Origin of the sequence: Pseudomonas sp. HLS-6 (genome assembly GCF_002753995.1) — a bacterium.
In the GTDB taxonomy this organism is placed as follows: Bacteria; Pseudomonadota; Gammaproteobacteria; order Pseudomonadales; family Pseudomonadaceae; genus Aquipseudomonas; species Aquipseudomonas defluvii.
The window spans coordinates 621,030-644,648 of sequence record NZ_CP024478.1 but is presented as its reverse complement, the minus strand read 5'-3'; the positions used below and the strand labels follow the sequence as shown (position 1 = coordinate 644,648).

Here is a 23,619-nt window from a genome sequence, read left to right as displayed (position 1 = left end):
CGATCAGACCAGTTCGGCCCGGCGCAGCTCACTCTTCAGGTACGCGTAGTAAATCGGCCCAGCCACCACACCGGGCAGGCCGAACGCGGCCTCGAACACCAGCATAGCCAGCAGCAGTTCCCACGACTTGGCACTGATCTGCCCGCCGACGATCCGGGCGTTGAGGAAGTACTCGACCTTGTGAATGACGATCAGGTAACCCAGCGCGGCCATCGCCACCCAGATCGACAGCGACAGCCCCACGATGGTGATCAGGGTGTTGGATATCAAGTTGCCAATGACCGGCAACAGCCCCAACAGGAAGGTCAGCACGATCAAGGTCTTGGTCAGCGGCAGGTGCACACCGAACATCGGCAACACCAGGGCCAGGAAGATCCCGGTGAAGAAGGTATTGAGCAGGGAGATCTTGATCTGGGCGAAGACGATGTTGCGAAACGCCTGCACCAGCAGCGCCAGCCGGTTGAACAACGCGGCGGCCAACGGCTTGCGCTTGGAGATGTCGGGAATTTTCTGCAAGGCCACGATAGCCCCCAGGATCATCCCGATCAGCAGGGTGACGAACATATGCGCCGCCCCCTTGCCCACCAGTTGCAGCTCGCCAAGGTGGGTTTTGAGCCACTCGCCGATGGCCACCTTGAATTCGGCGGCGCTGGCCGGCAGGTAGGCATCGATAAAGGGCGGTAGCTGCCCACGCGCCTGGTCCACCAGCAGCATGAACTTGTCCAGCGAGGCGCCAGGGTTCTCGGCCTCATGCAGGAGGAAACTGATTGCCCCGGCAAACAACAGGGTCAGGGTGCTGACCACCAGGGTTCCCAACAAGGCGACAGCGAGCCAACGTGCTCGCTGTCCCGCGATCAGGTGCTGCAGTTTCGGAGTCAGCATGTTGACCAGCTCAAACACCAGCAAGCCGGCCAGAAGACTGGGAAGCAGCTTGAGCGGCAACACCAGCAACAGGCCGGAAAACACGATGATCCAACTGGCCAGGGTGACTTGGCGCTGGGTGAACGTCATACAACCTCGTCCGGGTACGGTCACAAAGACGGCAGTCTGCCAGCCTTCGACGGGCAGGCATAGTGACCTGTCACAGGACCTCACCTGAAACCCTTGCCCTCAAGGGGCTGCGCGTAGCGGATCAACCGATGAAGCCAGTGTTATTTCTTCTTCAGGCAATCGCTCATGAAGGCCTTGCGCTCGTCCCCTTTCAACGCTTTTTCACCGGCAACTTTGTTGCACATCGTCATTTTGTCCTGCTGGCTCATGGGCGCAGCAGGTGCCGCCTTGAGGCAGGTGCTCATGAACGCCTTGCGCTCATCGCCCTTGAGGCTCTTGGCAGTCGCCTCGGCGTTGCAAGTCGTCATTTTTTCCTGTTGCGGCGTGGCCGCAAAGCCTTGCGAACACAGCAGCAAACCCACCACCAGCAACGGCACGTGCAGCATTTTCATGGAGTCGTCTCCTTGTCGCCGCACCCTGCGCACGGCCTCGCCGAGAGTGTAGACAAGGTTTTTACACGCTTGCGTCCAGCCAAGGGCCGAAGTTACATCCCTGCTGCTTTCAGGCGCGCCGCATGCTCACTGAACAACCGCACGGGTTCAGCACCCTTGCCGACTGCGCCGAGCGACTGATTGACGATGTCCAGGTGGTCGAACGGGTAATCGTCACGAATGACTTCGCCCAGGTGCGAGCTGTAGCGCCCGACCATACCGTCACACTGCCCCGCCTCGCGCACAAAGGCTCGGGCGAACAGACGGCAGAAACGGTTACTGCCATCGAAGCGGTTCAAGCCTTGATCGGTGAACCCTGGCTGCAGCGTGCCGGACCAGGAGTAGTAGCGCACGCCATTTACCGAGGACGGCCCGTGCCCGCCCCAGGTGTCCGGCAACCCTTGGGGATACTGCTGATTGAACAGTGCAACGCCAGCCGTGGTCAGTGAATGGTGCGCGGCGTGTACATCAATCGGTAGCCGAGGACCGCGCCAACCGGTTTCCAGCCATACGATCAACACCCCGCAGACGTGCAGGGTAACCTTGAGCAGCCGCGCCCTGACGGAGCCGACGGGATAGCGCGCGTGCAGGTGATCGGCCAGTTCCGAGCCGTGATTGGGCCCGGCAATCGATGTCACCGAGGCCACCCATTCCGGGCGTTTGGCCGCCACATAACGCGCACTCAGCGCACCCTGGCTATGGCCCAGCAAGTTGACCTTTTCCGCGCCCGTCTGGCGCCGAATCGCGTCGATGTGCTGTAACAGTTGCTCACCCTGGACCTCACTGGCGTGCAGGGGCGAGACGGGCACTGCAAATACGGTGGCGCCCCCCTGGCGCAGCGCTGGAACAATGCCAAACCAGTAGGGGTAGAGCAGCAGGCGCACAAAACCAAACATGCCCGGCACCAGCACCAGTGGATAACGTGTGGCAAGCGGTTGCGACATCGCATCAGGCTCCTGATCTGTGCACAGGCCTCCACATTACAACCCCGGCAACGACAACCGCAATCGAGTCCCCTAAGGGGCCGAAAACGTGATCTCGTCAGTCTTGCCCGCTTGCATCTGCGCCAGCAGAGGCGTGCATTGGTTGGGCTGATCACCACTGGGAGCGACCAACGCCAGCAAGCCCGCTGCCGGGGCAACCGCCACCCCCAGCGCGACCAGACCGGCACCGCGCAGCATCAACGGCACGGCCTGCACCCCGGCACTCGGCTTGGCGAACGGCCCGCGCACATACAGCGGCGAGCGCAACGACAACAACCTCACGCCCTTGGACTGAGGGTCGATGTCCAGGTCCAATTGCTCCTCGGCCAGGTTGGCCGTCCCCTCGATATTGATGATCGCAGTCTCGGTGTCGAAGACAAACAACCGGCTTGTGGCCAGCCCCTCCTTGATCCCGACATCGGCGGCAGCGCAGTTGATCTTCACTTCCTTGTCGCCAAACAACTTGCCGATCACATAGTTGCCAACGTTGAGGCCGGCGATTTCCATCAAGTCACGGCTGATCGCACCATCGTTGATGAGCATCTTCAGTTCACCATTGGCAGTGCCCAGCAGGGCCGCCACCGAGTTGCCGCGCCCGCTCAGGTCAGCATCCCCGTTCAGTTCACCAAAACTGGTCTGCAGGGGTTCGAAGCCCGGGAACAACGCTTTCAGCTGGAGGTTGCGGGCACTGAGCTGAGCGCTGCCTTGCATGGGCTCCGTGCGGCCATCGAGATGCACCTTGAGCCGCAGGGAGCCACCGGCCACGCCAAAGCGCAGCGGTTCAAGGCTCAACACGCCATCGTCGAGCAGGACGTGGGTCGACAGGTCGCTGAAAGGGAGCCTCGCACCGTGTTCAATGCGCTTGCCGCTAAAGCTCACGTCGGCATCCATTGCCCGCCAGCGCTCGGTACGGAATGCCTCCACTGGCAGTACCTTACCGGCGGGTTGCGCACTGGCGCCGCCGCGGGCCTTCTGCGCGCTATTGGAATCGGCACCGATCAGCGGTGCCAGGTCCTTGAACAGCACCTGATTGGACACCAGCGCACCACTGAGCTTGGGCCGTGGCTGACGGGCAACAAAGGTCAGATCACCGTGAATGTCGCTCTCACCGATCGTGCCGTTGAAGCCCTCATAACGGAACACTGCACCACCCGGCTCACGCAACTTGGCGGTCAAATGGCCGTCGGTTGAATAGCCGGGGGAATCGGGCAAGGTCACCCCGGTCAACGGGTACAGGTTGGCCAGACTCGCCCCGGCAAGACGCAAACGCACGTCAAGCGCGCCAAGGTTACGCGGATCCGTCAATGTGCCAGCAAGGGTGACATGGGTGTCGCCGCTACGCAGATCCGCCTGCAGCGGAAACGGCTGGCGCACGTCTTGAAGAGCCAGCAGCCCCCCGACTTTGCCATGCCCGGTCAATGGCTGGCCGTGATAAAGGCCCTCGACCTTGAACCCGAATGCATAGTCCTGCGTGGCGGTCTTCTGCGCTGACGCCTGACCGACGATGTCACTGAAAGGGATAGGCTTACCCAGTGGGTCGATCACCAGGTTCAGTTGAGTCTTGAGGGTCTGATCGTCCAGGCGTACCTGCCCCTTGTCGAAGCCAATGGTCCCGATCTCCAGCGTCCACGCAGAAGGCTCGTCCTGCTCGACCGTGTTGGCCCGCTCAAAGGTCCAGTTCGCGCGCCCGTTGGCCAAGCGCTTGAGGCTGGCGGTCGGCTGCTTCAGGTCAATACGCGGGATGACCACCTGGCGAACCAGCAGTGGCAACAACGACAGGCGAAATTCGACACGCTTGAGGCCGACCATTTGAGTGCCCGCCAACCAGTCCGGATTGCCCAGGCTCAGGTCTTCGGCAAGGACATGAGGGGTGGGCACCCAGGCATGCCAGCCCTCCTGATCGACATCACGCTGCCAGCGAACGGCCAGATTGCCATTGATTGCAAACGGTCGATTCAGGGCTTCGGAAACCCTGGCACTGAGCATCGGTTTGATTCGGTTCCAGTCGAACGTGGCGATGAACACGGCCAACGCGGTCAACACCAGAAACAGGCTGGCGAAGACCCAGGTAAATAGTTTGGCAGGGCGCGTCATTGCACAATTCTCCAGTCACTGCATGGCAAAAAGCGGGCGCTTTGATAGCACTCTTGGATTGGGACCGACGAAATACGCAGGGGTTTAATCCGGCGTGCATGATAACGGCGTTTTTTTCTGACCCGGCTGCCAACTTCACGCCGTACGTCCGTTTGCAACGCGACGCAGCAGGCCACTCTGCCGTTGCAGCATGGCTGGAAACGCACGGGCTAGAGGGGGCGCGGAGAACTATCAATCCTGTTGATTGTTACCATTAGCTTTATGCACTTTTCCATCTGATTTCCGGGAGTAGCATTGGCGCCGTACTCACTTTCCAATCCTTTCAAGGAGCGCCATCCCATGAAACACCCATTGCTGCTTAGCCTGTCTTTATCCCTTCTGGCTGCCAACGCGTTTGCACTGCCGGCAGTTGAACAAGCCCCGTCCGCCGAAGCACGCTCCAGCAGCGCCGTGATCAGCCAACCTCTGGATACCCTTGCCGAAGGTGGCGCGGACCGTCTGCTCGAACGTAACCGCGTTGCCGAGGGCGGCGCCGACCGCCTGATCGAACGCAACCGTGTTGCCGAGGGCGGCGCCGACCGCCTGATCGAACGCAACCGTGTTGCCGAAGGCGGCGCCGACCGCCTGCAGCAGCGTGAGCGCGTCGCCGAGGGGGGTGCTGATCGCCTCATCGAAAGAAACCAGCGCGTGAGCTGATGCCTATGCCGAACAACAAGATCACCAAACGCGCGAACACCTCCCCTCCTGGCCCGGTCATTTGAACCGGGCTTTGTTTTTCCGGGCCAAGGCAATACAGTGCAGGGCCGTTTAATTTGCGGATCGACACGTCCCATGCTGCCGCGCGCCGAACAAAAGCAACTGACTCGCCATGCCCTCCTTGATGCGGCTCGCCAACTGATGGAGAGCGGACGCGGCTTTGGCAGCCTCAGCCTGCGTGAAGTCGCCAAAAGCGCCGGCATTGTCCCGACCGGTTTCTACCGGCACTTCAGCGATATGGATGAACTGGGCCTGGCATTGGTCTGCGAGGTGGATGAAACCTTCCGCCAGAGCATTCGTCTGGTCCGACAGAATGAATTCGAACTCGGTGGCATCACCGATGCGTCGGTGCGCATTTTCCTGGATATCGTGGCCGCCAATCGTGCGCAATTTCTCTTCCTTGCCCGTGAGCAGTACGGCGGCTCGAAAACGGTTCGCCAGGCCATTGCCACCTTGCGCGAAGGCATCAGTTCGGACCTCGCGGCCGACCTGGCGCTGATGCCGCGCTGGCACCATCTGGATGCCGCCGCACTGGCTGTCCTTGCCGACCTGGTGGTCAAGACCGTGTTCGCCACCCTGCCGGAACTGATCGACCCTCCCGCCGAACCGCTGGAACACCACCTGACCCCCGAGGCCAAGATCATCCAGCAACTGCGCTTCATCTTCATTGGCGCCAAGCATTGGCAAGGGCTTGGCACGCCAGAGTGAGCACAGCAGAAGCCGGCCACGGTTTCCTGCTACCATGCGCGCAAACGCACCTGCCGCGACGATTTAGACCCATGCCCGACCTGCGCAATGCCCAGCCCGAACTGCCCGCCCTGCTGACTGACCTCCAGCAGCACTTCGCCCAGCGCATCGTGCCACTCTGGCAAGGTCCGGGCTGGAACGCACAGATGGCCTTGCCCTTCGAGGCCTTGAGCCCAGAGCACCAACCACTGCCCGTGCAACGCTACCGCGCCATGGCCTGCGCCCGGCAGCTGTACCTGTTCGCCAGCCGTATCGAGCAGCCAGGCGCCCGTGAACACGCCGCCGCGCTGTTTCGCTCGTTGCAACGGCATTTCCACGATGCCGAGCATGGTGGCTGGTTCTACAGCATCGACGCCCAGGGCGCGCCGCTCGACCGTCGCAAGGACCTGTATACCCACGCCTTCATCATCTTCGCCTGCGCCCACTACTGGGGCAAAGTCCGCGAACCGCTGGTGGAGTCGACCCTCAACGCGGCCCTGAGCGTGGTCAGTGAACACTTCAGCCGCGATGACGGCCTGTACGAAGCCAGCCTGGCCGAAGACTGGTCGAGCCTGGACAGCGGCCCACTGCAAAACCCGCTGATGCATCTGGCCGAGGCGTTTCTGGCGACCCTGAGCATCCGCAAGGACACAGCCGTACAGCAGGCGCTGGAAGCCTTGGCCGAGGCAATGCAGGCCCACTTCATCGACCCTGAACACGGGGTCATGCTGGAAAAACCGCGCGCAGCTGTGGATAACTGGTTCGAGCCAGGCCATCAGTTCGAGTGGTACTACCTGCTGGCGTCATCGCCTTTGCTGCGTGGCAGCGCGCTGCACCACTCACTGGAGCGGGCGTTCGACTATGCCGAGCAGTATGGCGTGACGGCCGGGGCGGTGCTGGCGATGCTCAGCCCCCAAGGCGAGGTGCGCGACGCTACCCAGCGTATCTGGGCCCAGGCGGAATACCTGCGGGCGCTTGCCTTGCGGCCAGGGGCCGAGGCCAAGGTGCTGGCGCAGCTGAAAGCGCTGCAAGCGCACTTCCTGCATGCGGGCGGCTGGTACGAGTGCCGAGATGCCAGCGGCGAGGTCAGCCGCAACGATATGCCTTCGACCACGCCTTATCATCTGGCGACCTGCCTGGAAGGACTCCAGCGTCAGATCTGACGCGATCGCGGCACCCACAGGCATGCTCTACTGACACCTGTGGGAGTGGGCTTGCCCGCGATCAGGCCCTTCAGGCCTTGCCGGAACGATCGATCGAGAACCCTGCCCATGCCTGGCTCACCGGCATCAGCTCCAGGCTGTTGATGTTGATGTGGGCCGGTTGATTCATGATCCAGAAAATGGTCTCGGCGATGTCCTGAGGCTGGATCGGCTCCGCCCCTGCATAAGTGGCGTCATAACGCGCCTGATCGCCACCGAAACGCACCAGCGAGAACTCACTCTCACACAACCCCGGCTCGATGTTGGTAACCCGCACGCCTGTGCCTTGCAGGTCACAGCGCAGGCTCAGGGAGAACTGCCCAACAAACGCCTTGGTGCCGCCATACACGTGGCTACCGGGATAAGGGTAGTTACCCGCCACGGAACCGACGTTGAGGATGGTCGCACCACGACCATGGGCGATCAGTCGCGGCAGCAACAAACGGGTGCTGTACATCAGCCCCTTGATGTTGGTGTCGACCATGGTGTCCCAGTCATCCAGATCGCACGTCGGCGCCGGGTCGGCGCCCAGCGCCAGGCCCGCATTGTTGATCAGCCCACGCAGCGTGGCGAACGACGGCGGCAGGTTGGCAATGGCCTGTTCCATGGCCTTACGATCACGAACGTCCAGCACCAGGCCCAACACCTCGGTCTGTTTCGACAGCTCAGCGCACAGGGCATCGAGACGCTCCTGGCGGCGACCGGTCAGCACCAGCGACCAACCCGCTTCGGCAAAGCGGCGCGCACAGGCTTCGCCAAACCCCGACGTAGCGCCAGTGATGAAAACGGTGGAAGTCATGCGATTCTCCTTGAGTTGACTTGCCCACAGGCAGGCGGGCGGCAGGGTTTGCAGCATGCCCGCCCAGCCTCAGGGCAGCAAGTCGATTCTACGCCTGTACAAAAAACGAGCAATCACGCAAAAGTACCGTCCCAGAGGGCCTGGCGCGTGTTTTACGCACCTTATCCACAGCCCCTTCCACACACTCTGGGGGCAACTTTCAGCATCGCTGAACAGCTGTGAACAACGTGCAAAGGCTCAACAGAAAGTATTTTCCTTGACGCCCCGCCTGCGAGTTGACCCGCGAGACAATCCGCGAAAAGCACGGCGATGGCGCCAAGCCTGTAGTTCTGCCGGTCGCGTCAGTCTTTCCAGTGCTTACTCACAGAGTTATCCACAGGCTTTCCAGCTCTTTTCAGGCGCAATTTCAGTAGGACAAAATCCTTGACAAATGCTATTGAGTAACACTTTAAAAAGGCTGATCAAAAAACGACCAAAGCTCTAAACGCCTTGTAATACGTGGGGTGTAGACACCTGCTACCAAGTTACCCACAGCCGCTTCCACACGAAACGTGGACAACTCATCCATCTTGAACTGCGGCCAACTGCAGCGACCCGATGTCACGTGCTGTGCACAACCGCCAATGACTTGTCCACATTATCAGCAGACAGCAAAACGCCCCGGGGATACCGGGGCGTTTTGCCAAGCGGCAATCAATGCCCGCCGAGATAGGCGTTTCGCACATCCTCGTTGACCAGCAGCTCCTGACCCGTACCGGTCATGCGAATCTGCCCGTTCACCATCACATAAGCCCGGTCCGAGAGCTTCAACGCATGGTTAGCGTTCTGCTCGACCAGGAAGATGGTCATGCCGGTGTTGGCCAGCTCACGCAGGGTGGCAAAGATCTGCTTGACCACAATCGGCGCCAGCCCCAACGACGGCTCATCAAGCAACAGCAGCTTCGGTCGGCTCATCAAGGCACGGGCAATAGCAAGCATCTGCTGCTCACCACCGGACATGGTCATGGCACGCTGGTTACGCCGTTCTTTCAGCCGGGGAAACAGCTCGAACATGCGCTCCATGTCTTCACTGGCGTACTTGTCGCCAATGGGGATGGTACCCATCATCAGGTTCTCTTCCACCGACATGTCGGGGAACACCCGACGCCCTTCCGGCGACTGCGCAATGCCGTTGGACGCAATGTAGTGGGACGACTTGTGGGTGATGTCGGTACCGCGGTAGATGATCTGCCCGCTGGCCGCCCGTGGCTGGCCAAAGATCGACATCAGCAGGGTCGATTTACCGGCCCCGTTAGAGCCGATCAGGCTGACGGTCTCCCCCTCATTGATGTGCATCGAGACTTTCTTCAGCGCCTGGATCGGCCCGTAGAACACATCGAGTTCTTTCAGTTCGAGAATGGGTGCGCTCATACCAGCTCCTCTTCATCAGCACCCAGGTAGGCGGCAATTACCGTCGGGTTGTGGCGAATATCCTGAGGCGCGCCCTCAGCGATGACGTTGCCGTGGTCGAGCACCACGATATGGTCGGAGATGCTCATGACCATGCCCATGTCATGCTCAATCAGCACGACGGTCAGGTCATGCTCATCGCGCAGTACCCGAATCATCTTGCTCAGTGCCTCGGTTTCCTGCGGGTTGAGGCCCGCGGCAGGCTCATCCAGGCAAATGATCTGTGGTCGGGTACACATGGCGCGGGCAATTTCGAGGCGCCGTTGCTGGCCATAGGACAATTCGCCGGCCAGACGGTTGGCGCAATCCACCAGATCGACCACTTCCAACCAGTAGAACGCATGATCCAGCGCATCACTCTCGGCTTTGCGGTAGGCCTTGGTGTTGAGCACCCCAGACAGCAGGTTACGGTTTACCCACATATGCTGGGCAACCAGCAGGTTCTCCACCACCGACATTTCCTTGAACAGGCGAATGTTCTGGAATGTACGCGCCAGGCCGGCACGGTTCACCAGGTGGGTACCGCCAAACATCTTGTAGAACAGCCGGTTGGCAAAGCGCTTGGGCGAGAAGAAGTCCGCCACCTGAAAGCGCTCACCCAACAGCTGGATCACATTGGTACGGCTGCCACGCAGGTTCAGCTCAATCTTGCCGCCGCTGGCCTTGTAGAAGCCGGTGAGGCAGTTGAACACCGTGGTCTTGCCTGCACCGTTAGGGCCGATCAGGGCGAAAATGTCATTGCGTTTGACCTTCAGGCTGACATCACTGAGCGCCTTGATACCGCCAAACTGCATCATCAGGTTATCGACCGAGAGAATAACGTCGTCGCTCATGGCGCCACTCCTTTACGCGGGGTCACACCGGTACGGCTGATGCGGATCAGCCCACGCGGTCGCCAGATCATCATCAACACCATCAGCACGCCGAACAGCAGCACCCGGTACTCGGAGAAGCTGCGCAACAGTTCAGGTGCCACGGTCAGGACAAAGGCTGCAATGACCACACCAACCGTCGAACCCATACCGCCCAGTACAACAATGGCGAGGATCAACGCCGACTCGAAGAAGGTGAACGACGAAGGGTTGACGAAGCCCTGATAGCTGGCGAAGAACACACCGGCAAGGCCTGCAGTCGAGGCCCCCAGGGTAAATGCCGAGAGCTTGACCAGCACATGGTTGAGGCCCATCGAGCGGCAGGCGATCTCGTCTTCACGCAGCGCTTCCCAGGCACGGCCGACCGGCATGCGGGTCAGACGGTGCTTGATGTACAGCACGGCCATCACAACGATGAACAGCACGATGTAGATAAACAGGAACTTCACGTTGGGGTTGTAATCGATGCCGAAGAATTCGTGGAATGGCACCCCACCGTCCTTGGCCCGACGGCCGAACTCCAGGCCCATGAAGGTCGGCGATGGCACGGGCATGCCGTTCGGGCCGCCGGTGAACGACAACCAGTTGTTCAGCACCAGACGGATGATTTCACCGAAACCCAGGGTCACGATGGCCAGGTAGTCGCCATGCATTCGCAACACCGGGAAGCCCAGTATGCAACCGGCCATCGCAGCAGCAATCGCTGCCAGCGGCAGCACTGTCCAGAAGCCCAGGCCCAGGTACTGATAGCCCAGCGCAAGGCCGTAGGCGCCGATGGCATAGAACGCCACGTAACCCAGGTCGAGCAGCCCGGCCAGGCCGACCACGATGTTCAGGCCCAGCCCGAGCAACACGTAGATCAGGCCGAGGATGACCACGGTCAGCAGGTACTTGTTGGCAAAGAACGGGAAGACGATGGCAATCACGATCAGCATTGGAATGATCCAGCGCAACCGCGATTTGTAGTCCGGCGCCAGCACATGTACACCGGAACCCCCGCCCTCGAAGCCTTGCAGGATGCTCAGGCCCTTCTCGGTCTGCAGGAACAGGCTGAGCAGGAAACGCCCGGCCATGACACCGGCCACCAGCCAGGCGACACGGGTGGGCTCAAGGTTGAAGCTGTAACCGTCCAGTACCACACCGACGATGGGCCCGAAGACGATCAGGGAAATCAGCCCGGCGAGAATCGCGTCGATCAGGCTGCGCTTGATATCGATAGCAGAGTTATTGGCAGCAGACATACTTACACCTTCGCCACGAGTGGGCGACCCAGCAGGCCTTGGGGACGGAAGATCAGGATCATCACCAGCAGCGAGAAACTGAACACATCCTTGTAGTCAGAGTTGATCAAGCCAGAGAACAGCGACTCGGAGATACCCAGAATGATTCCGCCGAGCATGGCCCCAGGCAGCGAGCCGATGCCGCCAAGTACCGCTGCGGTGAATGCCTTGATGCCAATGATGAAGCCGGCATAGAAGTCGAAGGTGCCGTAGTTCATGGTAATCAGCACGCCAGCCAGTGCAGCCATGACGGCGCCGATGATGAACACGTAGGAGATCACCCGGTCAGTGTTGATCCCCAGGATCGAGGCCATCTTGCGATCCTGCTGAGTCGCACGGCACATGCGCCCCAACTTGGTGAACTTGATGATATAGGTGAGCAGCGCCATACCCACGAAGGCGGCCACCAGAATGAAGATCTTGGTGTAGGTCAACTGCACGAAACCACTGCCCACTTCCAGGCGCCAGGCACCTTCGAGCAGCGTTGGCACACCTTGCTGACGCGCACCCTGACTGATCTGTGCATAGTTCTGCAGGATCAGCGAGATCCCGATGGCACTGATCAAGGGCGCCAGACGGGTGGAGTTACGCAGGGGTTTGTAGGCAATGCGCTCGATGGTCCAACCGTAAACACCGGTGACCACAACCGTGAAGATCAGCGTCCCGAGCATCAGCAGCGGGAAGGATTCGATACCGAAGTACGCCAGCAATGCCAGACTGATCGCCGCCAGGTAAGCGGAGATCATATACACCTCGCCGTGCGCGAAGTTGATCATGCCGATAATGCCATAGACCATTGTGTAGCCGATGGCGATCAGACCATAGACAGACCCGAGGGTCAGTCCATTGATCAGTTGCTGCAGAAAAATACCATCCATAACGCAATCTCACGTATTTGAGATTGCACAAGCGCCGACTACGGTGGGCCCTGGATGAAGCGACCCTCGCAGCGCAGGATTGTGCAGATCTACGAGAAAAGACAGGTACGGCAAACAAGCGGGTAACGGCCCGGGCAGCCACTGCGGCCCAGGCCGGAAGCCGGTGTTATTTTTGTTTTTCCAGCTGGTGGTACTTGCCGTCCTTGTCCCACTGGTAGACCACATAGTCGGAGACCTTCAGGTCGCCTTTGGCGTCCCAGGTTTTCTCGCCCATGACGGTTTTTACCGGGTTGGCCTTCAGCCACTTGGCGGCGTCTTCACCCTTGTTCGACTTGGCGCCGTTGAAACCGGCGGCCAGGGCCTGGACCGAGGCATAGGCGTACAGGGTGTAGCCTTCAGGTTCGGTGCCGGCCTTGCGGAAGGCATCGACTACCGTCTTGCTGTCTGGCAGCAGGCGCGGGTCGGCACCGAAGGTCATGTACACGCCATCGACGTACTGTGGGCCGCCAGCGGTGGTCACCAGTTCGTCGGTCACGATGCCGTCATCGGACATGAACTTCACGTCTTTCAGACCTTGTTCACGCATCTGCCGAACCAGTGGGCCAGCCTCTGGGTGCAGGCCACCGAAGTAAACCACGTCGGCTCCCGCAGCACGGATCTTGGTGACCACGGCGCTGAAGTCTTTCTCGCCACGGGTCAGGCCTTCATACAGCACTGGGGTGACACCACGCTTGGCCAGTTGGGCCTTGGTTGCGTCAGCCAGGCCCTGACCGTAGGTGTCCTTGTCGTGCAGCACGACAACCTTCTTGCCCTTGAGCACGTCAACGATGTAATCACCCGCGACAATGCCCTGCTGGTCATCACGGCCGCACATGCGGAACATCGCACCGAGGCCGCGTTCGGTGACGGCCGGGTTGGTGGAGCCTGGTGTGATTGCAATCACACCTGCTTCGTCATACACCTCGGACGCAGGAATGGTCGAAGACGAGCAGAAGTGCCCAACTACGCCCGCCACCTTGTCCTGATCGACCAGGCGGTTGGCGACAGCCACGGCCTGTTTCGGTTCACACGCGTCATCGCCCTTCACCAGCACGATTTTTTCGCCGTTGACCCCACCCTTGGCGTTGATCTCGTCCGCTGCCGCCTGGGCACCTTTCATGTACTGCTCACCAAACGCCGCGTTGGCACCGGTCATCGGGCCCGCTACGCCGATCTTGATGTCGGCCTGAACATACGAAGAAACACCCAGCGCCGTAGCAACGGCAAGGGCCAAGAAGCCTTTCTTGTAAAACGTCTGCGACATGAGGTGGTGCTCCTAGAGTTTTTTTGGTTGGCACTACAACTTTCAGCACTAGCTATGAGCAAGGGCCGTGCCATCGGTTTTACATTCCGAAAAAACTCACGTGCAAAGCAAAGGCTGCGGATTTGCGGCCTTTTTTTACAGGCCGTGCAACCGTCTACATCCGCTTTGGCGCCACCTGAAACCCAGAAAAAGGGCAACCTGCAAGTGCCATCATTGCAACCGCCGTTTTGGGTTACGTGCAACCAACCTGTTACAGCATGCGTAACCGAACTGCACATTCTTGGTGCGCGACTGCTACAACGGGCACCATCGCAGGGAGGCTCAATGCTCCGCAACAGACCGTTACCCATAGCCTGCTACCGGTTTTCCCAGCCTTTAGAGAAAAAAGGCTGGCACAATGAACCCATCCTGCGCCCCATCTGGAGCCTTTTATGAGCGAAAGCGCCTTCGCTGATCGCATCGTGCAAAACCTGCTCGACACCGACTTCTACAAACTGACCATGATGCAGGCCGCCCTGCATAACTACCCGAACGTCGATGTCGAATGGGAGTTTCGCTGCCGCAACGGTGAAGACTTACGCCCCTACCTGGCAGAGATCCGCGAGCAGATCGAGCGCTTGCCGGAACTGAGCCTGGGCAACGGGCAGTTGGGCTTCCTTGAGCAGATCAGCTTTCTCAAACCCGACTTCCTGCGCTTTCTCGGGCTGTTTCGTTTCGACCTGCGCTACCTGCAATTGGGTATAGAGAACGACCAGCTCTACCTGCGCCTGCGCGGCCCCTGGCTGCACGTGATTCTTTTCGAGGTCCCGTTGCTGGCGATCATCAGCGAAGTACGCAATCGCCACCGGTATCCGCAGGTCAAACTGGAGCAGGCACGCGAACAGCTGTACCGCAAATTCGACTGGCTCAAGGCCAATGCCAGCGCAGACGAGCTGGCCGAGTTGCAGGTGGCCGATTTCGGCACCCGCAGGCGCTTCTCCTACCGCGTTCAGGAAGAAGTGGTGCGCGTATTGAAGGAGGACTTTCCGGCCCGTTTCGTCGGCACCAGTAATGTGCATCTGGCACGGAAACTGGATATCAAACCCTTGGGAACCATGGCCCACGAATGGATCATGGCACACCAGCAGTTAGGGCCTCGGCTGATCGACAGCCAGATCGCCGCACTCGACTGCTGGGTCCGCGAGTACCGCGGGCTACTGGGGATCGCGCTGACAGACTGCATCACCATGGATGCCTTTCTCAACGATTTCGACCTGTACTTCGCTAAGCTGTTCGATGGCCTGCGCCACGATTCGGGCGATCCCATCCTCTGGGCCGAGAAAGCCATCGCCCATTACCGAACACTGGGCATCGACCCGATGAGCAAGACACTGGTGTTTTCAGACGGCCTGAACCTGACCAAGTCGCTGCAGATCTTTCGCGCACTGCGCGGACGGATCAATGTCAGCTTCGGTATCGGCACAAACCTGACCTGTGACATTCCCGGGGTGGCGCCGATGAACATCGTGCTTAAAATGACCGATTGCAACGGCCAGCCTGTCGCCAAGATTTCCGACGAGGCGGCAAAAATCCAATGCCGCGACGAGAACTTCGTCGCCTACCTGCGCCACGTATTCAAAGTTCCCAGCAAGGAGTAACCCATGCAAGCCGTCCAGCTAGAGATTGCGCAGCAGCTCAAGGTGCAGCCGCCGTTCGCCGACGATGCCGCGCTCAAGGCCGAAGTGGCCCGACGCATCGCCTTTATCCAGCAGTGTCTGCAAGCTGCCGGGCTCAAAACCCTGGTACTGGGCATCAGTGGCGGGGTCGACTCGCTGACGGCTGCCCTGCTGGCGCAACGTGCAATCAACGAACTGCGCAGCAAGACCGGTGACGAGCAGTACCGGTTCATCGCGGTGCGTCTGCCTTACCAGGTGCAGCACGATGAACATGACGCCCAGGCCTGCATTGACTTCATTCAGCCTGACGAGTGCCATACGGTGAACATCGGCCCGGCCGTCAAGGCGCTGGCAGCCGAGGTCAAGGCGCTGGAAGGGGGCAAGCCAAGCATGGTCGACTTCGTCCTCGGCAACACCAAGGCGCGCATGCGCATGGTCGCCCAGTACACCATCGCTGGCGCACGCCAAGGCCTGGTGATCGGTACCGACCATGCCGCTGAAGCAGTGATGGGCTTCTTCACCAAATTCGGCGACGGCGCCTGCGACCTGGCACCGCTCAGCGGCCTGGTGAAAAATCAGGTACGGGCAATCGCACGCAGCTTCGGTGCACCGGAATCACTGGTCGAGAAAGTACCAACGGCCGATCTGGAAGACCTCGCACCGGGCAAGCCGGACGAAGCATCCCACGGGGTGACCTACCAGGAGATCGATGCCTTCCTGCATGGCGAGCCGGTAAGCCAGGAAGCCTTCGAGATCATCCGGACAACCTTCGAGAAAACCCACCACAAGCGCGTGGTGCCGTTCGCACCCTAAAACGTACGTAGACGCTGACAGCATCGCAGGCAAGCCTGCTCCAAAACTGTGGGAGCGGGACTTGCCCTCGATGCAGGGACAGTGGCGTTACTTCAGAACGACAGTGCCTTTCATCATCGCAATGTGGCCTGGGAACGAGCAGAAGAAACCGTACTTCTCACCGGCCGCCAGTTTGGAAACGTCAATCGTCAGCGAGTCTTTCTCGCCAGCGCCGATGACTTTGGTGTGCGCGATAACCCGGGTATCACCTGCTTTCAGGTAGTTATTGTCAAGACCGGCGCCGATGCCGTCGGTAGCGATGCCCCCCATGTCGGCCTCCTTGCTCACCACCAGGTTGTGGCCCATGACGTTCTTCGGCAATTTGCCGGAGTGGGTCAGTTCAACCGTGAACTGCTTGCAGCTCTTGTCGATGGCGATTTCCTTGGTATTGAAGGACATCTGATCGGTGGAGTCGACCGTGACCTTGCATTCAGCGGCCATGACCTGGGCGCTGGCAATGCTCAGCAGGGATACGGCAACAAGTTTGGCAAACATCGTGAATCTCCATGGCAGGGTTTTTTATCGTCTTCAGACTGCCCGATACGCATGGCAAGCCCCGTGATATGGGTCAAGCGCTGCATCGTTAGCCGGGCAGTGAATTTGTTCTATGGTGCTCATCAAGACAATCAACGTGCCCATCATGCCCCTTTGTTGGACGATGAAACAACCGCTCACTTAGGAGTAATTGTAATGTCCCTCAATAGTCTGATGCGCAGCCTGCTGGCCGCCTACGCCTGTGGCGCCAGCGGCGCCGCCTGTGAGTTCTCCCGCCCGGAATGACACAACACTTGGAAGGCACCCAATGGCGCTTTACCCTGTCGCGCTCAACGATCAGGAGAGCGCCATGTCGTTACGTTCCGTTTGTGTGTTTTGTGGTGCCAGTACCGGCGCCAGCCCCGCTTACCGGGCAGCCGCCGAAGCGCTGGGCCAGGCGATTGCCCAACGCGGCCTGACACTGGTTTATGGTGGCGGTGCCGTGGGCCTGATGGGGATCGTCGCCGATGCGGCCCTGGCGGCCGGTGGCGAGGTCGTCGGGATCATTCCCGAGCGCCTGAAAAGTGCTGAAATCGGCCACCCCAACTTGAGCCGCCTGGAAGTGGTCGACGGTATGCACGCACGCAAAGCGCGCATGGCCGAACTCAGTGATGCCTTCATCGCACTGCCCGGAGGCCTGGGTACACTCGAAGAACTGTTCGAGGTCTGGACCTGGGGCCAACTGGGTTACCACGGCAAACCACTCGGTTTGCTGGACGTAAACGGCTTCTACGACAAGCTGACCGGCTTTCTCGACCACATGGTCAGCGAAGGCTTCGTCCGTGAACAACACCGCACGCTGCTACAGAAAAACACCTCGCCTGACGCCCTGCTCGATGCCCTTGAGCACTGGAAGCCGGTAGTGCCACCCAAGTGGGCCGACCAGCAGCCCGCCTGATTTCAAGCCAAGGGGGTGACCGTGACCCGTACTTCCGGGTCATGGCTGCCACCGCCAAGAATCACCCCACGCAGCGGCGAGACATCGGAAAAGTCGCGTCCCCAGCCCAAGGTGATGTGCTCCAACGCAGGCCGCAGGTTGTTGGTCGGGTCAAAATCCACCCAGCCCTGCTCCGGACAGAACACCGAAACCCAGGCATGCGACGCATCGGCACCGATCAGTCGCGGCTGGCCGGGTGGCGGTCGCGTCAATAGGTAACCACTGACATAGCGCGCCGCCAGGCCCCGCGAGCGCAGACAGGCGAGCATCAGGTGGGCAAAGTCCTGGCATACACCACGACGTCGCTCCAGCACCTCCAGTAGCGGCGTGGCAACCTGTGTTGCCGTTGCATCGAAGGTGAACTCGTTGAAGATCTTTTCCATCAACGCCTGCACCGCCAACAGCAATGGACGCCCCGGCACGAAGCAACTATCTGCATAGGCCACAAACCGTTGCTTGAGCCGCACCTGTGGCGACTCGAAGCGATAGCGACAGGCCTCCAGGCGCTCGGCGGAAAACGGTCGACTGCTGTAACTCAGCGCCTCTCGCACCGCCTCCCAGGGTTGCGAGCGAGCCAGATCCGGTAACGCCCTGGCGTACACACAAAGCGTCAGTCGGGTCTCGATGCGCAGTTCGTCGTGCTGGCAATCAAACGCCAGGCGGGTCAACGGGTTGCCAAAGACGTCCAGCGCATCACTGCGCCGGGTCGGCGCCGGGCTGATCTGCATGTCCCGCTCAGTGCAGTGCTGCCAGGCACAGTCGCGCGGCCACAAATGAACCAGTTGCTGGGCCAACGACACCGGGCTGGTGTAGCGATAGAGGGTTTCATGAACCACCTGGTAACGGACACTCATCAGATCGACACCGTCTGCTGGCTAAGATCGTCGACATGCACAAAGTGACGCAACGCCAAACGCTCAGCCACGTGAGCACATGCCGAAGAAATGCCTTCCAGCAAACCAACCAGTTCAGCAAGCGCGACATTGACCGTCGATGCAACTTGCACCGTCGCCAGGTCATAGCGGCGCAACCGTTCAGCCAGGCTAACCAGTTCGGGCTCGAGCGGTGTACCGAGGTCACGGTGCAGGCGGTTGAGCGAGGCCGTCGTGAGCTTGAGCTGAAACAACAGGGCATGCGGGTTCTGCTCATCAAGCACGAGCAGGTCGAGCACCGGCAGTAACTGAGCGACCTCCAGGTAACGCGAGCGGTAAGTGATGCTGCTGTTGCCCAGCTCCAGCAAGGCCTCCAGCCCGGCCTGATCAAACACTGCCGGGCCACTCAAGAACAGTGCCAGGTTGTCGCTCAAGGCTTGCAGCCGCTCCAGTCGGCGCCCGATCATCAGAAAGCGCCAACCCTCATCACGGGTCATGTCGTCCAGGGCGAAGCCCGACAGCGCCGCCAACGACATGACCAGACGGTCGAGGGTTTCCAGCAGCTCACCGAAGCCCGCCTCCGCGTTCTCCAGCACTCGCGCTTGCCGCTGCAACTCCTGCAGCGCCTGCCAGTTTTCCCGTGAGAGCTTGCCGCGCACCTGAGAGGCTGCGCCCTGCAAGCGCTGCAGGTTGGCGCGCAAACCGAAGCCCCATTCGGCATCCAGCAATGCAGCACGCAAACGTTCGGGCAGGCTTGCGCCCTCTGGCAGTAATGACAAGCCGTCCGCCAACGCCACAGCCCCCTCCAGCGCCAGTGGACTGTCATCGTCCAGGTAACGGGTCAACAGAATGCGCAACAAGCGCGCCCCCACATCACAGCGCTCACAGTAACGGCCGAACCAGAACAGGTTTTCCACCACCCGCGAGGGCAAGTACGGGTCGCGACGAATCAGGTCTGCCACGCCAATACTGTGCCGCGTCCGCCACTGCTCACCGGCGCAGGCCTGCTCACCCAACACCCAGGCATCCTTGCTGGCACCACCGCGCTGCATCGAGATCACGTCGGCATCAGCCTGTGCCGACACCCGCACCAGCCCGCCAGGCAACACCCGATAGCCGTCGGCACAAGCCACGGCGTACACGCGCATACCCACCGAGCGGGATTGCAGCGTACGTTGATCGACCTGCCAGACCGGCGCCTGGGACAACTGCACCCGCTCTTGGGCAACATAGACAGCCGGTCGCGCACCGATACGCGCTGCCAGTGCCCGCTGTTGTTCAGCATCAAGTGCGCCTCCCAACACAGGCGTGAACCGCTGCGAAGGGAACGCTGGCTTGAACACCAGGTCTGGCAGTTTCTCCAGCGCCTGTGCCAATGCCGGAGGCTCGCCGCACCACCAACTGGCAACGGAGGGCAGGCTCAAGGCCTCGCCGAACAGGTGCTCATTGATAGCGGGCAAAAAACCAAGCAGGCCGGGTGACTCCAGCACACCGCAGCCCAAGGCATTGGCCACCAGCACGCGCCCTTGACGCACGGCATCGAGCAAACCGGGAACGCCCAATGCCGAATCCGTGCGCAACTCCAGCGGGTCGCAGAAGTCATCGTCAAGACGCCGCCAAATGCCGTGAACACGACGCAAACCATCCAGTGTCTTGAGGTACACGGTGGCATCGCGCACCGTCAGGTCGCTACCCTCGACCAAGGGGTAACCCAGTTGCCGCGCCAAATACAGGTGTTCGAAGTAACTCTCGTTGAATCGCCCGGGGGTCAGCAGCACCACCAGCGGCGCCTCCCCTTCACTCGGTGCCGTCTCGGCGAGAGTCTGCTGCAAGGTTCGAAAGAAACCCGCCAGGTGCTGTACATGGAGGCTGCGGTAGAGCTCCGGCCAGGCCCGCGAAAGAATTGTGCGGTTCTCAAGGGCATAGCCAGCACCGGAAGGCGCCTGGGTACGGTCTGCAGTGATCCACCAGCGCCCATCCGGCGCGCGTGCAAGGTCAGCGGCGTAGACATGCAGGTAGGTTCCGCCAGGCACTTCGATACCTTGGCAGGGCCAGAGAAAATTGTTGTGTCCGTAGATCAGTTCGGGAGGTAAAAGCCCGTCGGCCAGCAGCTGTTGCGGTCCGTAGGTATCGGCCAGTACCGCATTGAGCAGACGCGCGCGCTGAGCGATACCGGCGGCCAGTGGCTGCCATTCCTCGGCAGACAACACGTGCGGCAACAGGTCCAGCTCCCACGGGCGATCAGCGCCCTTGGGGTCGGCGTAGATGTTATAGGTGACACCATTTTCCTGAAGCTGGCGGGTCAACAGCGCCTGACGCTGCGCCAACTGCTCGGGGCTGCTGCGCTGCAACTGCGCGAACAGCGCCTGCCAGTGCGGGCGTACCGCTCCGTCGCCCTGCAACAGTTCATGGTAGGAGTCAGGCTGGTCAGGCATGGCAGCGCTCAAGGGCCAAGGTCAGCCCTGAACCGCGCAAGAGTTGTGCCATGAGCGGCTACGCCGCGCCTGCGCACGGCTTAGCCTATCGGCGCACCAGAATCGTGCCTTGCCGCACGGGCAACGCACCACCCCGGCGCGCGGGCCAAGGCCAGGTTAGCGCGGCAGTACCGGCTGACGCGGCTTCTTCTTGCCTTTGCCCTTGGCGGCGTCTTTGCGCGCCTTGGCCGCATCCTGGTTACGGGCGAACGCTGCCGCCTTGGCCTCTTCGCGCTTGTCCCACGGCTTGCCACCATCGCTGCCACGCGGCGGCAGGCCAGTGTGCTGGGTCAGGATCTTTTGATCCTTGGCGACCTTGTGGCTGCCTGCAGGCGTCGAGTTCTTGCGTCGCGCACTCTGGTAGCTGTCGGTTGCAGGCTGGTGCAACGGGATCAGTTGGTGTTTGCCCGGGCCGATCAGGTCGCTACGGCCCATACGCTCCAGCGCCTCACGCAGCATCGGCCAACCCTTCGGATCGTGATAGCGCAGGAATGCCTTGTGCAGGCGACGCTGCGCTTCGCTCTTGACGATCGTGACCGGGTCACTCTTGTAGGTGACCTTGCGCAGCGGGTTCTTGCCCGAGTGGTACATGGCGGTAGCCGACGCCATTGGCGACGGATAGAACGCCTGTACCTGGTCGGCACGGAAACCATTGCCCTTGAGCCAAAGGGCCAAGTTCATCATGTCTTCATCGGTAGTGCCCGGGTGCGCCGCAATGAAGTACGGGATCAGGTACTGTTCCTTGCCCGCCTCTTTCGAGAATTTCTCGAACATACGCTTGAAGCGGTCATAGGTACCGATACCCGGCTTCATCATCTGATTCAGCGGGCCTTCTTCGGTGTGCTCCGGCGCAATCTTCAGGTAACCGCCAACGTGGTGGGTCACCAGTTCCTTGACGTACTCCGGCGACTCTACCGCCAGGTCATAACGCAGGCCCGAGGCGATCAGGATCTTCTTCACACCCGGCAAGGCACGCGCACTGCGGTACAACTGAATCAACGACGAGTGGTCGGTGTTCAGGTTCGGGCAAATGCCGGGGAACACGCACGACGGCTTGCGGCACGCGGACTCGATTTCCGGGCTCTTGCAGGCGATTCGGTACATGTTCGCGGTAGGGCCGCCAAGGTCGGAGATGACCCCGGTAAACCCTGGCACCTTGTCGCGAATCTCTTCGATCTCGCGAATGATCGACTCTTCGGAGCGGTTCTGGATAATCCGGCCTTCGTGCTCGGTGATCGAACAGAAGGTGCAGCCACCAAAGCAGCCGCGCATGATGTTGACCGAAAAACGGATCATGTCGTAGGCCGGGATTTTCTCCTTGCCATACGCCGGGTGCGGCACGCGCGCATAGGGCATGCCGAACACATAGTCCATTTCCTCAGTGGTCATCGGAATGGGCGGAGGGTTGAACCAGACGTCCACGTCACCGTGTCTCTGCACCAGCGCCCGGGCGTTGCCTGGGTTGGTCTCCAGGTGCAGGACTCGGTTGGCGTGAGCGTAGAGCACCGCGTCGCCACGGACCTTCTCGAAGGACGGCAGGCGAATCACGGTCTTGTCGCGGGTCATCCGCGGGCTCGCCAGCAACTGGACGACCTTCGGTTCATTCGGGTCTTCAACCGGGCCTTTTTCTTGCTCGATGGCGCAGGCCTGAGTGTCCTGGGTATTCACGTACGGGTTGATGATCTTGTCGATCTTGCCCGGACGGTCGATACGTGTGGAGTCGACCTCGTACCAGCCTTCAGGGGTGTCCCGACGAACAAATGCCGTGCCACGAATGTCGGTAATGGTTTCGATTTTCTCGCCGTACGACAGGCGCTGGGCCACTTCGACAATGGCCCGCTCGGCATTGCCGTAAAGCAGGATGTCGGCACAGGCGTCGATCAGGATCGAATGACGCACCTTGTCCTGCCAGTAGTCGTAATGCGCGATCCGGCGCAGCGAAGCCTCGATGCCACCCAGCACGATCGGTACATGCTTGTAGGCTTCCTTGCAGCGCTGGCTGTAGACCAGGCTGGCGCGATCCGGACGCTTGCCAGCCAGGCCACCCGGCGTATAGGCGTCGTCGGAACGGATCTTCTTGTCGGCGGTGTAGCGGTTGATCATGGAGTCCATGTTGCCCGCAGCGACACCGAAAAACAGGTTCGGCTCACCCAGCTTCATGAAGTCGTCTTTCGACTGCCAGTTCGGCTGAGCAATGATCCCCACCCGGAACCCTTGGGCTTCCAGCAGACGGCCGATGATGGCCATACCGAACGACGGGTGATCGACGTAGGCGTCACCGGTCACAATGATGATGTCGCAGGAATCCCAGCCGAGCTGATCCATCTCCTCCCTGCTCATCGGCAGGAACGGTGCTGGTCCGAAGCATTCGGCCCAGTACTTGGGATAGTCGAAAAGTGGTTTGGCTGCTTGCATGTCAGTGACCGGTTCTGAAGTACAGGAAAATCGCGGGCGCGGACTATAGCACAAATT

Annotated in this window: 20 protein-coding genes; 6 read left to right on the top strand and 14 right to left on the bottom strand. The window is 60.5% G+C overall.

Translation table 11 applies throughout. The features are described 5' to 3' along the window. Positions 1–3: 3 nt before the first annotated feature. The 4 genes from CS390_RS02840 to CS390_RS02825 all read right to left on the bottom strand — a co-directional run bounded on the left by CS390_RS02840 (position 4) and on the right by CS390_RS02825 (position 4,558). Positions 4–1,011 (bottom strand): AI-2E family transporter, encoded by a 1,008-nt coding sequence (locus tag CS390_RS02840; RefSeq protein WP_065757912.1) that lies wholly within the window; start codon positions 1,009–1,011, stop codon positions 4–6. 140 nt (positions 1,012–1,151) lie between these two features. Then, entirely contained in the window at positions 1,152–1,442 is a 291-nt protein-coding gene (locus tag CS390_RS02835) for a PsiF family protein (protein WP_099773422.1), read from the bottom strand. Positions 1,443–1,534: 92 nt separating this feature from the next. Continuing rightward, on the bottom strand, positions 1,535–2,425 hold the full coding sequence (locus CS390_RS02830) for a triacylglycerol lipase (protein WP_065757910.1): 891 nt from the start codon (positions 2,423–2,425) through the stop codon (positions 1,535–1,537). Positions 2,426–2,497: 72 nt separating this feature from the next. Next, positions 2,498–4,558 (bottom strand): AsmA family protein, encoded by a 2,061-nt coding sequence (locus CS390_RS02825; RefSeq protein ID WP_099773421.1) that lies wholly within the window; start codon positions 4,556–4,558, stop codon positions 2,498–2,500. A gap of 339 nt (positions 4,559–4,897) precedes the next feature. On the opposite strand from CS390_RS02825, the gene CS390_RS02820 reads away from it, so the two are divergent. The 3 genes from CS390_RS02820 to CS390_RS02810 all read left to right on the top strand — a co-directional run bounded on the left by CS390_RS02820 (position 4,898) and on the right by CS390_RS02810 (position 7,203). Then, a complete protein-coding gene (locus tag CS390_RS02820; RefSeq protein ID WP_099773420.1) occupies positions 4,898–5,254 on the top strand; it encodes a hypothetical protein in 357 nt (118 codons plus the stop codon). Between the two features lie 135 nt (positions 5,255–5,389). After that, positions 5,390–6,022 (top strand): TetR family transcriptional regulator, encoded by a 633-nt coding sequence (locus CS390_RS02815; RefSeq protein WP_099773419.1) that lies wholly within the window; start codon positions 5,390–5,392, stop codon positions 6,020–6,022. Positions 6,023–6,093: 71 nt separating this feature from the next. After that, the gene (locus tag CS390_RS02810; RefSeq protein WP_083199730.1) at positions 6,094–7,203 is read left to right on the top strand and encodes an AGE family epimerase/isomerase; all 1,110 of its coding nucleotides are present in this window, start codon (positions 6,094–6,096) and stop codon (positions 7,201–7,203) included. Between the two features lie 70 nt (positions 7,204–7,273). On the opposite strand, the gene CS390_RS02805 is transcribed toward CS390_RS02810, so the two are convergent. The 6 genes from CS390_RS02805 to CS390_RS02780 form a co-directional block, all read right to left on the bottom strand. After that, positions 7,274–8,041, bottom strand: a complete 768-nt coding sequence (locus CS390_RS02805; RefSeq protein ID WP_065757906.1) for an SDR family oxidoreductase — start codon at positions 8,039–8,041, stop codon at positions 7,274–7,276. A gap of 693 nt (positions 8,042–8,734) precedes the next feature. Next, positions 8,735–9,451, bottom strand: coding sequence for an ABC transporter ATP-binding protein (locus CS390_RS02800; protein WP_065757905.1), 717 nt, complete (start codon positions 9,449–9,451; stop codon positions 8,735–8,737). Then, a complete protein-coding gene (locus tag CS390_RS02795; protein ID WP_065757904.1) occupies positions 9,448–10,323 on the bottom strand; it encodes an ATP-binding cassette domain-containing protein in 876 nt (291 codons plus the stop codon). The genes CS390_RS02800 and CS390_RS02795 overlap by 4 nt, the downstream gene beginning before the upstream one ends. Further along, positions 10,320–11,603, bottom strand: a complete 1,284-nt coding sequence (gene livM / locus CS390_RS02790) for a high-affinity branched-chain amino acid ABC transporter permease LivM (RefSeq protein ID WP_065757903.1) — start codon at positions 11,601–11,603, stop codon at positions 10,320–10,322. The genes CS390_RS02795 and livM overlap by 4 nt, the downstream gene beginning before the upstream one ends. 2 nt (positions 11,604–11,605) lie before the next feature. Then, entirely contained in the window at positions 11,606–12,520 is a 915-nt protein-coding gene (locus tag CS390_RS02785; protein ID WP_065757902.1) for a branched-chain amino acid ABC transporter permease LivH, read from the bottom strand. A gap of 166 nt (positions 12,521–12,686) precedes the next feature. After that, positions 12,687–13,823, bottom strand: a complete 1,137-nt coding sequence (locus tag CS390_RS02780; RefSeq protein ID WP_065757901.1) for a branched-chain amino acid ABC transporter substrate-binding protein — start codon at positions 13,821–13,823, stop codon at positions 12,687–12,689. A 431-nt stretch (positions 13,824–14,254) separates the two neighbouring features. On the opposite strand from CS390_RS02780, the gene pncB reads away from it, so the two are divergent. Further along, the gene (pncB, locus tag CS390_RS02775; RefSeq protein ID WP_099773418.1) at positions 14,255–15,460 is read left to right on the top strand and encodes a nicotinate phosphoribosyltransferase; all 1,206 of its coding nucleotides are present in this window, start codon (positions 14,255–14,257) and stop codon (positions 15,458–15,460) included. A gap of 3 nt (positions 15,461–15,463) precedes the next feature. Further along, positions 15,464–16,291: an ammonia-dependent NAD(+) synthetase gene (gene nadE / locus CS390_RS02770; protein ID WP_065757899.1), complete on the top strand. Its 828-nt coding sequence runs from the start codon at positions 15,464–15,466 to the stop codon at positions 16,289–16,291. Positions 16,292–16,378: 87 nt separating this feature from the next. Here nadE and azu read toward each other — a convergent pair whose 3' ends face one another. Next, on the bottom strand, positions 16,379–16,825 hold the full coding sequence (gene azu, locus CS390_RS02765; RefSeq protein ID WP_099773417.1) for an azurin: 447 nt from the start codon (positions 16,823–16,825) through the stop codon (positions 16,379–16,381). 349 nt (positions 16,826–17,174) lie between these two features. Between azu and CS390_RS02760 the strand changes: the two genes are divergently transcribed. Beyond that, positions 17,175–17,762, top strand: a complete 588-nt coding sequence (locus tag CS390_RS02760; protein ID WP_065757974.1) for a TIGR00730 family Rossman fold protein — start codon at positions 17,175–17,177, stop codon at positions 17,760–17,762. Between the two features lie 2 nt (positions 17,763–17,764). Here the strand turns inward: CS390_RS02760 and CS390_RS02755 are convergent, their stop codons facing one another. From CS390_RS02755 to CS390_RS02745, 3 genes are all read right to left on the bottom strand, one after another. Beyond that, the gene (locus tag CS390_RS02755) at positions 17,765–18,655 is read right to left on the bottom strand and encodes a transglutaminase family protein (RefSeq protein WP_065757897.1); all 891 of its coding nucleotides are present in this window, start codon (positions 18,653–18,655) and stop codon (positions 17,765–17,767) included. Continuing rightward, positions 18,655–21,108 (bottom strand): circularly permuted type 2 ATP-grasp protein, encoded by a 2,454-nt coding sequence (locus tag CS390_RS02750; RefSeq protein WP_099773416.1) that lies wholly within the window; start codon positions 21,106–21,108, stop codon positions 18,655–18,657. The genes CS390_RS02755 and CS390_RS02750 overlap by 1 nt, the downstream gene beginning before the upstream one ends. 156 nt (positions 21,109–21,264) lie before the next feature. Further along, positions 21,265–23,562 carry a YgiQ family radical SAM protein gene (locus CS390_RS02745; RefSeq protein WP_065757895.1) on the bottom strand — a complete coding sequence of 766 codons (2,298 nt, stop codon included), beginning with the start codon at positions 23,560–23,562 and terminating at the stop codon, positions 21,265–21,267. Positions 23,563–23,619 lie beyond the last annotated feature (57 nt).

Coding starts and splice junctions, on each gene's coding strand:
- CS390_RS02840 (WP_065757912.1), bottom strand. CDS start 1,011: ATGACGTTCACCCAGCGCCAAGTCACCCTGGCCAGTTGGATCATCGTG.
- CS390_RS02835 (WP_099773422.1), bottom strand. CDS start 1,442: ATGAAAATGCTGCACGTGCCGTTGCTGGTGGTGGGTTTGCTGCTGTGT.
- CS390_RS02830 (WP_065757910.1), bottom strand. CDS start 2,425: ATGTCGCAACCGCTTGCCACACGTTATCCACTGGTGCTGGTGCCGGGC.
- CS390_RS02825 (WP_099773421.1), bottom strand. CDS start 4,558: ATGACGCGCCCTGCCAAACTATTTACCTGGGTCTTCGCCAGCCTGTTT.
- CS390_RS02820 (WP_099773420.1), top strand. CDS start 4,898: ATGAAACACCCATTGCTGCTTAGCCTGTCTTTATCCCTTCTGGCTGCC.
- CS390_RS02815 (WP_099773419.1), top strand. CDS start 5,390: ATGCTGCCGCGCGCCGAACAAAAGCAACTGACTCGCCATGCCCTCCTT.
- CS390_RS02810 (WP_083199730.1), top strand. CDS start 6,094: ATGCCCGACCTGCGCAATGCCCAGCCCGAACTGCCCGCCCTGCTGACT.
- CS390_RS02805 (WP_065757906.1), bottom strand. CDS start 8,041: ATGACTTCCACCGTTTTCATCACTGGCGCTACGTCGGGGTTTGGCGAA.
- CS390_RS02800 (WP_065757905.1), bottom strand. CDS start 9,451: ATGAGCGCACCCATTCTCGAACTGAAAGAACTCGATGTGTTCTACGGG.
- CS390_RS02795 (WP_065757904.1), bottom strand. CDS start 10,323: ATGAGCGACGACGTTATTCTCTCGGTCGATAACCTGATGATGCAGTTT.
- livM (WP_065757903.1), bottom strand. CDS start 11,603: ATGTCTGCTGCCAATAACTCTGCTATCGATATCAAGCGCAGCCTGATC.
- CS390_RS02785 (WP_065757902.1), bottom strand. CDS start 12,520: ATGGATGGTATTTTTCTGCAGCAACTGATCAATGGACTGACCCTCGGG.
- CS390_RS02780 (WP_065757901.1), bottom strand. CDS start 13,823: ATGTCGCAGACGTTTTACAAGAAAGGCTTCTTGGCCCTTGCCGTTGCT.
- pncB (WP_099773418.1), top strand. CDS start 14,255: ATGAGCGAAAGCGCCTTCGCTGATCGCATCGTGCAAAACCTGCTCGAC.
- nadE (WP_065757899.1), top strand. CDS start 15,464: ATGCAAGCCGTCCAGCTAGAGATTGCGCAGCAGCTCAAGGTGCAGCCG.
- azu (WP_099773417.1), bottom strand. CDS start 16,825: ATGTTTGCCAAACTTGTTGCCGTATCCCTGCTGAGCATTGCCAGCGCC.
- CS390_RS02760 (WP_065757974.1), top strand. CDS start 17,175: ATGTCGTTACGTTCCGTTTGTGTGTTTTGTGGTGCCAGTACCGGCGCC.
- CS390_RS02755 (WP_065757897.1), bottom strand. CDS start 18,655: ATGAGTGTCCGTTACCAGGTGGTTCATGAAACCCTCTATCGCTACACC.
- CS390_RS02750 (WP_099773416.1), bottom strand. CDS start 21,108: ATGCCTGACCAGCCTGACTCCTACCATGAACTGTTGCAGGGCGACGGA.
- CS390_RS02745 (WP_065757895.1), bottom strand. CDS start 23,562: ATGCAAGCAGCCAAACCACTTTTCGACTATCCCAAGTACTGGGCCGAA.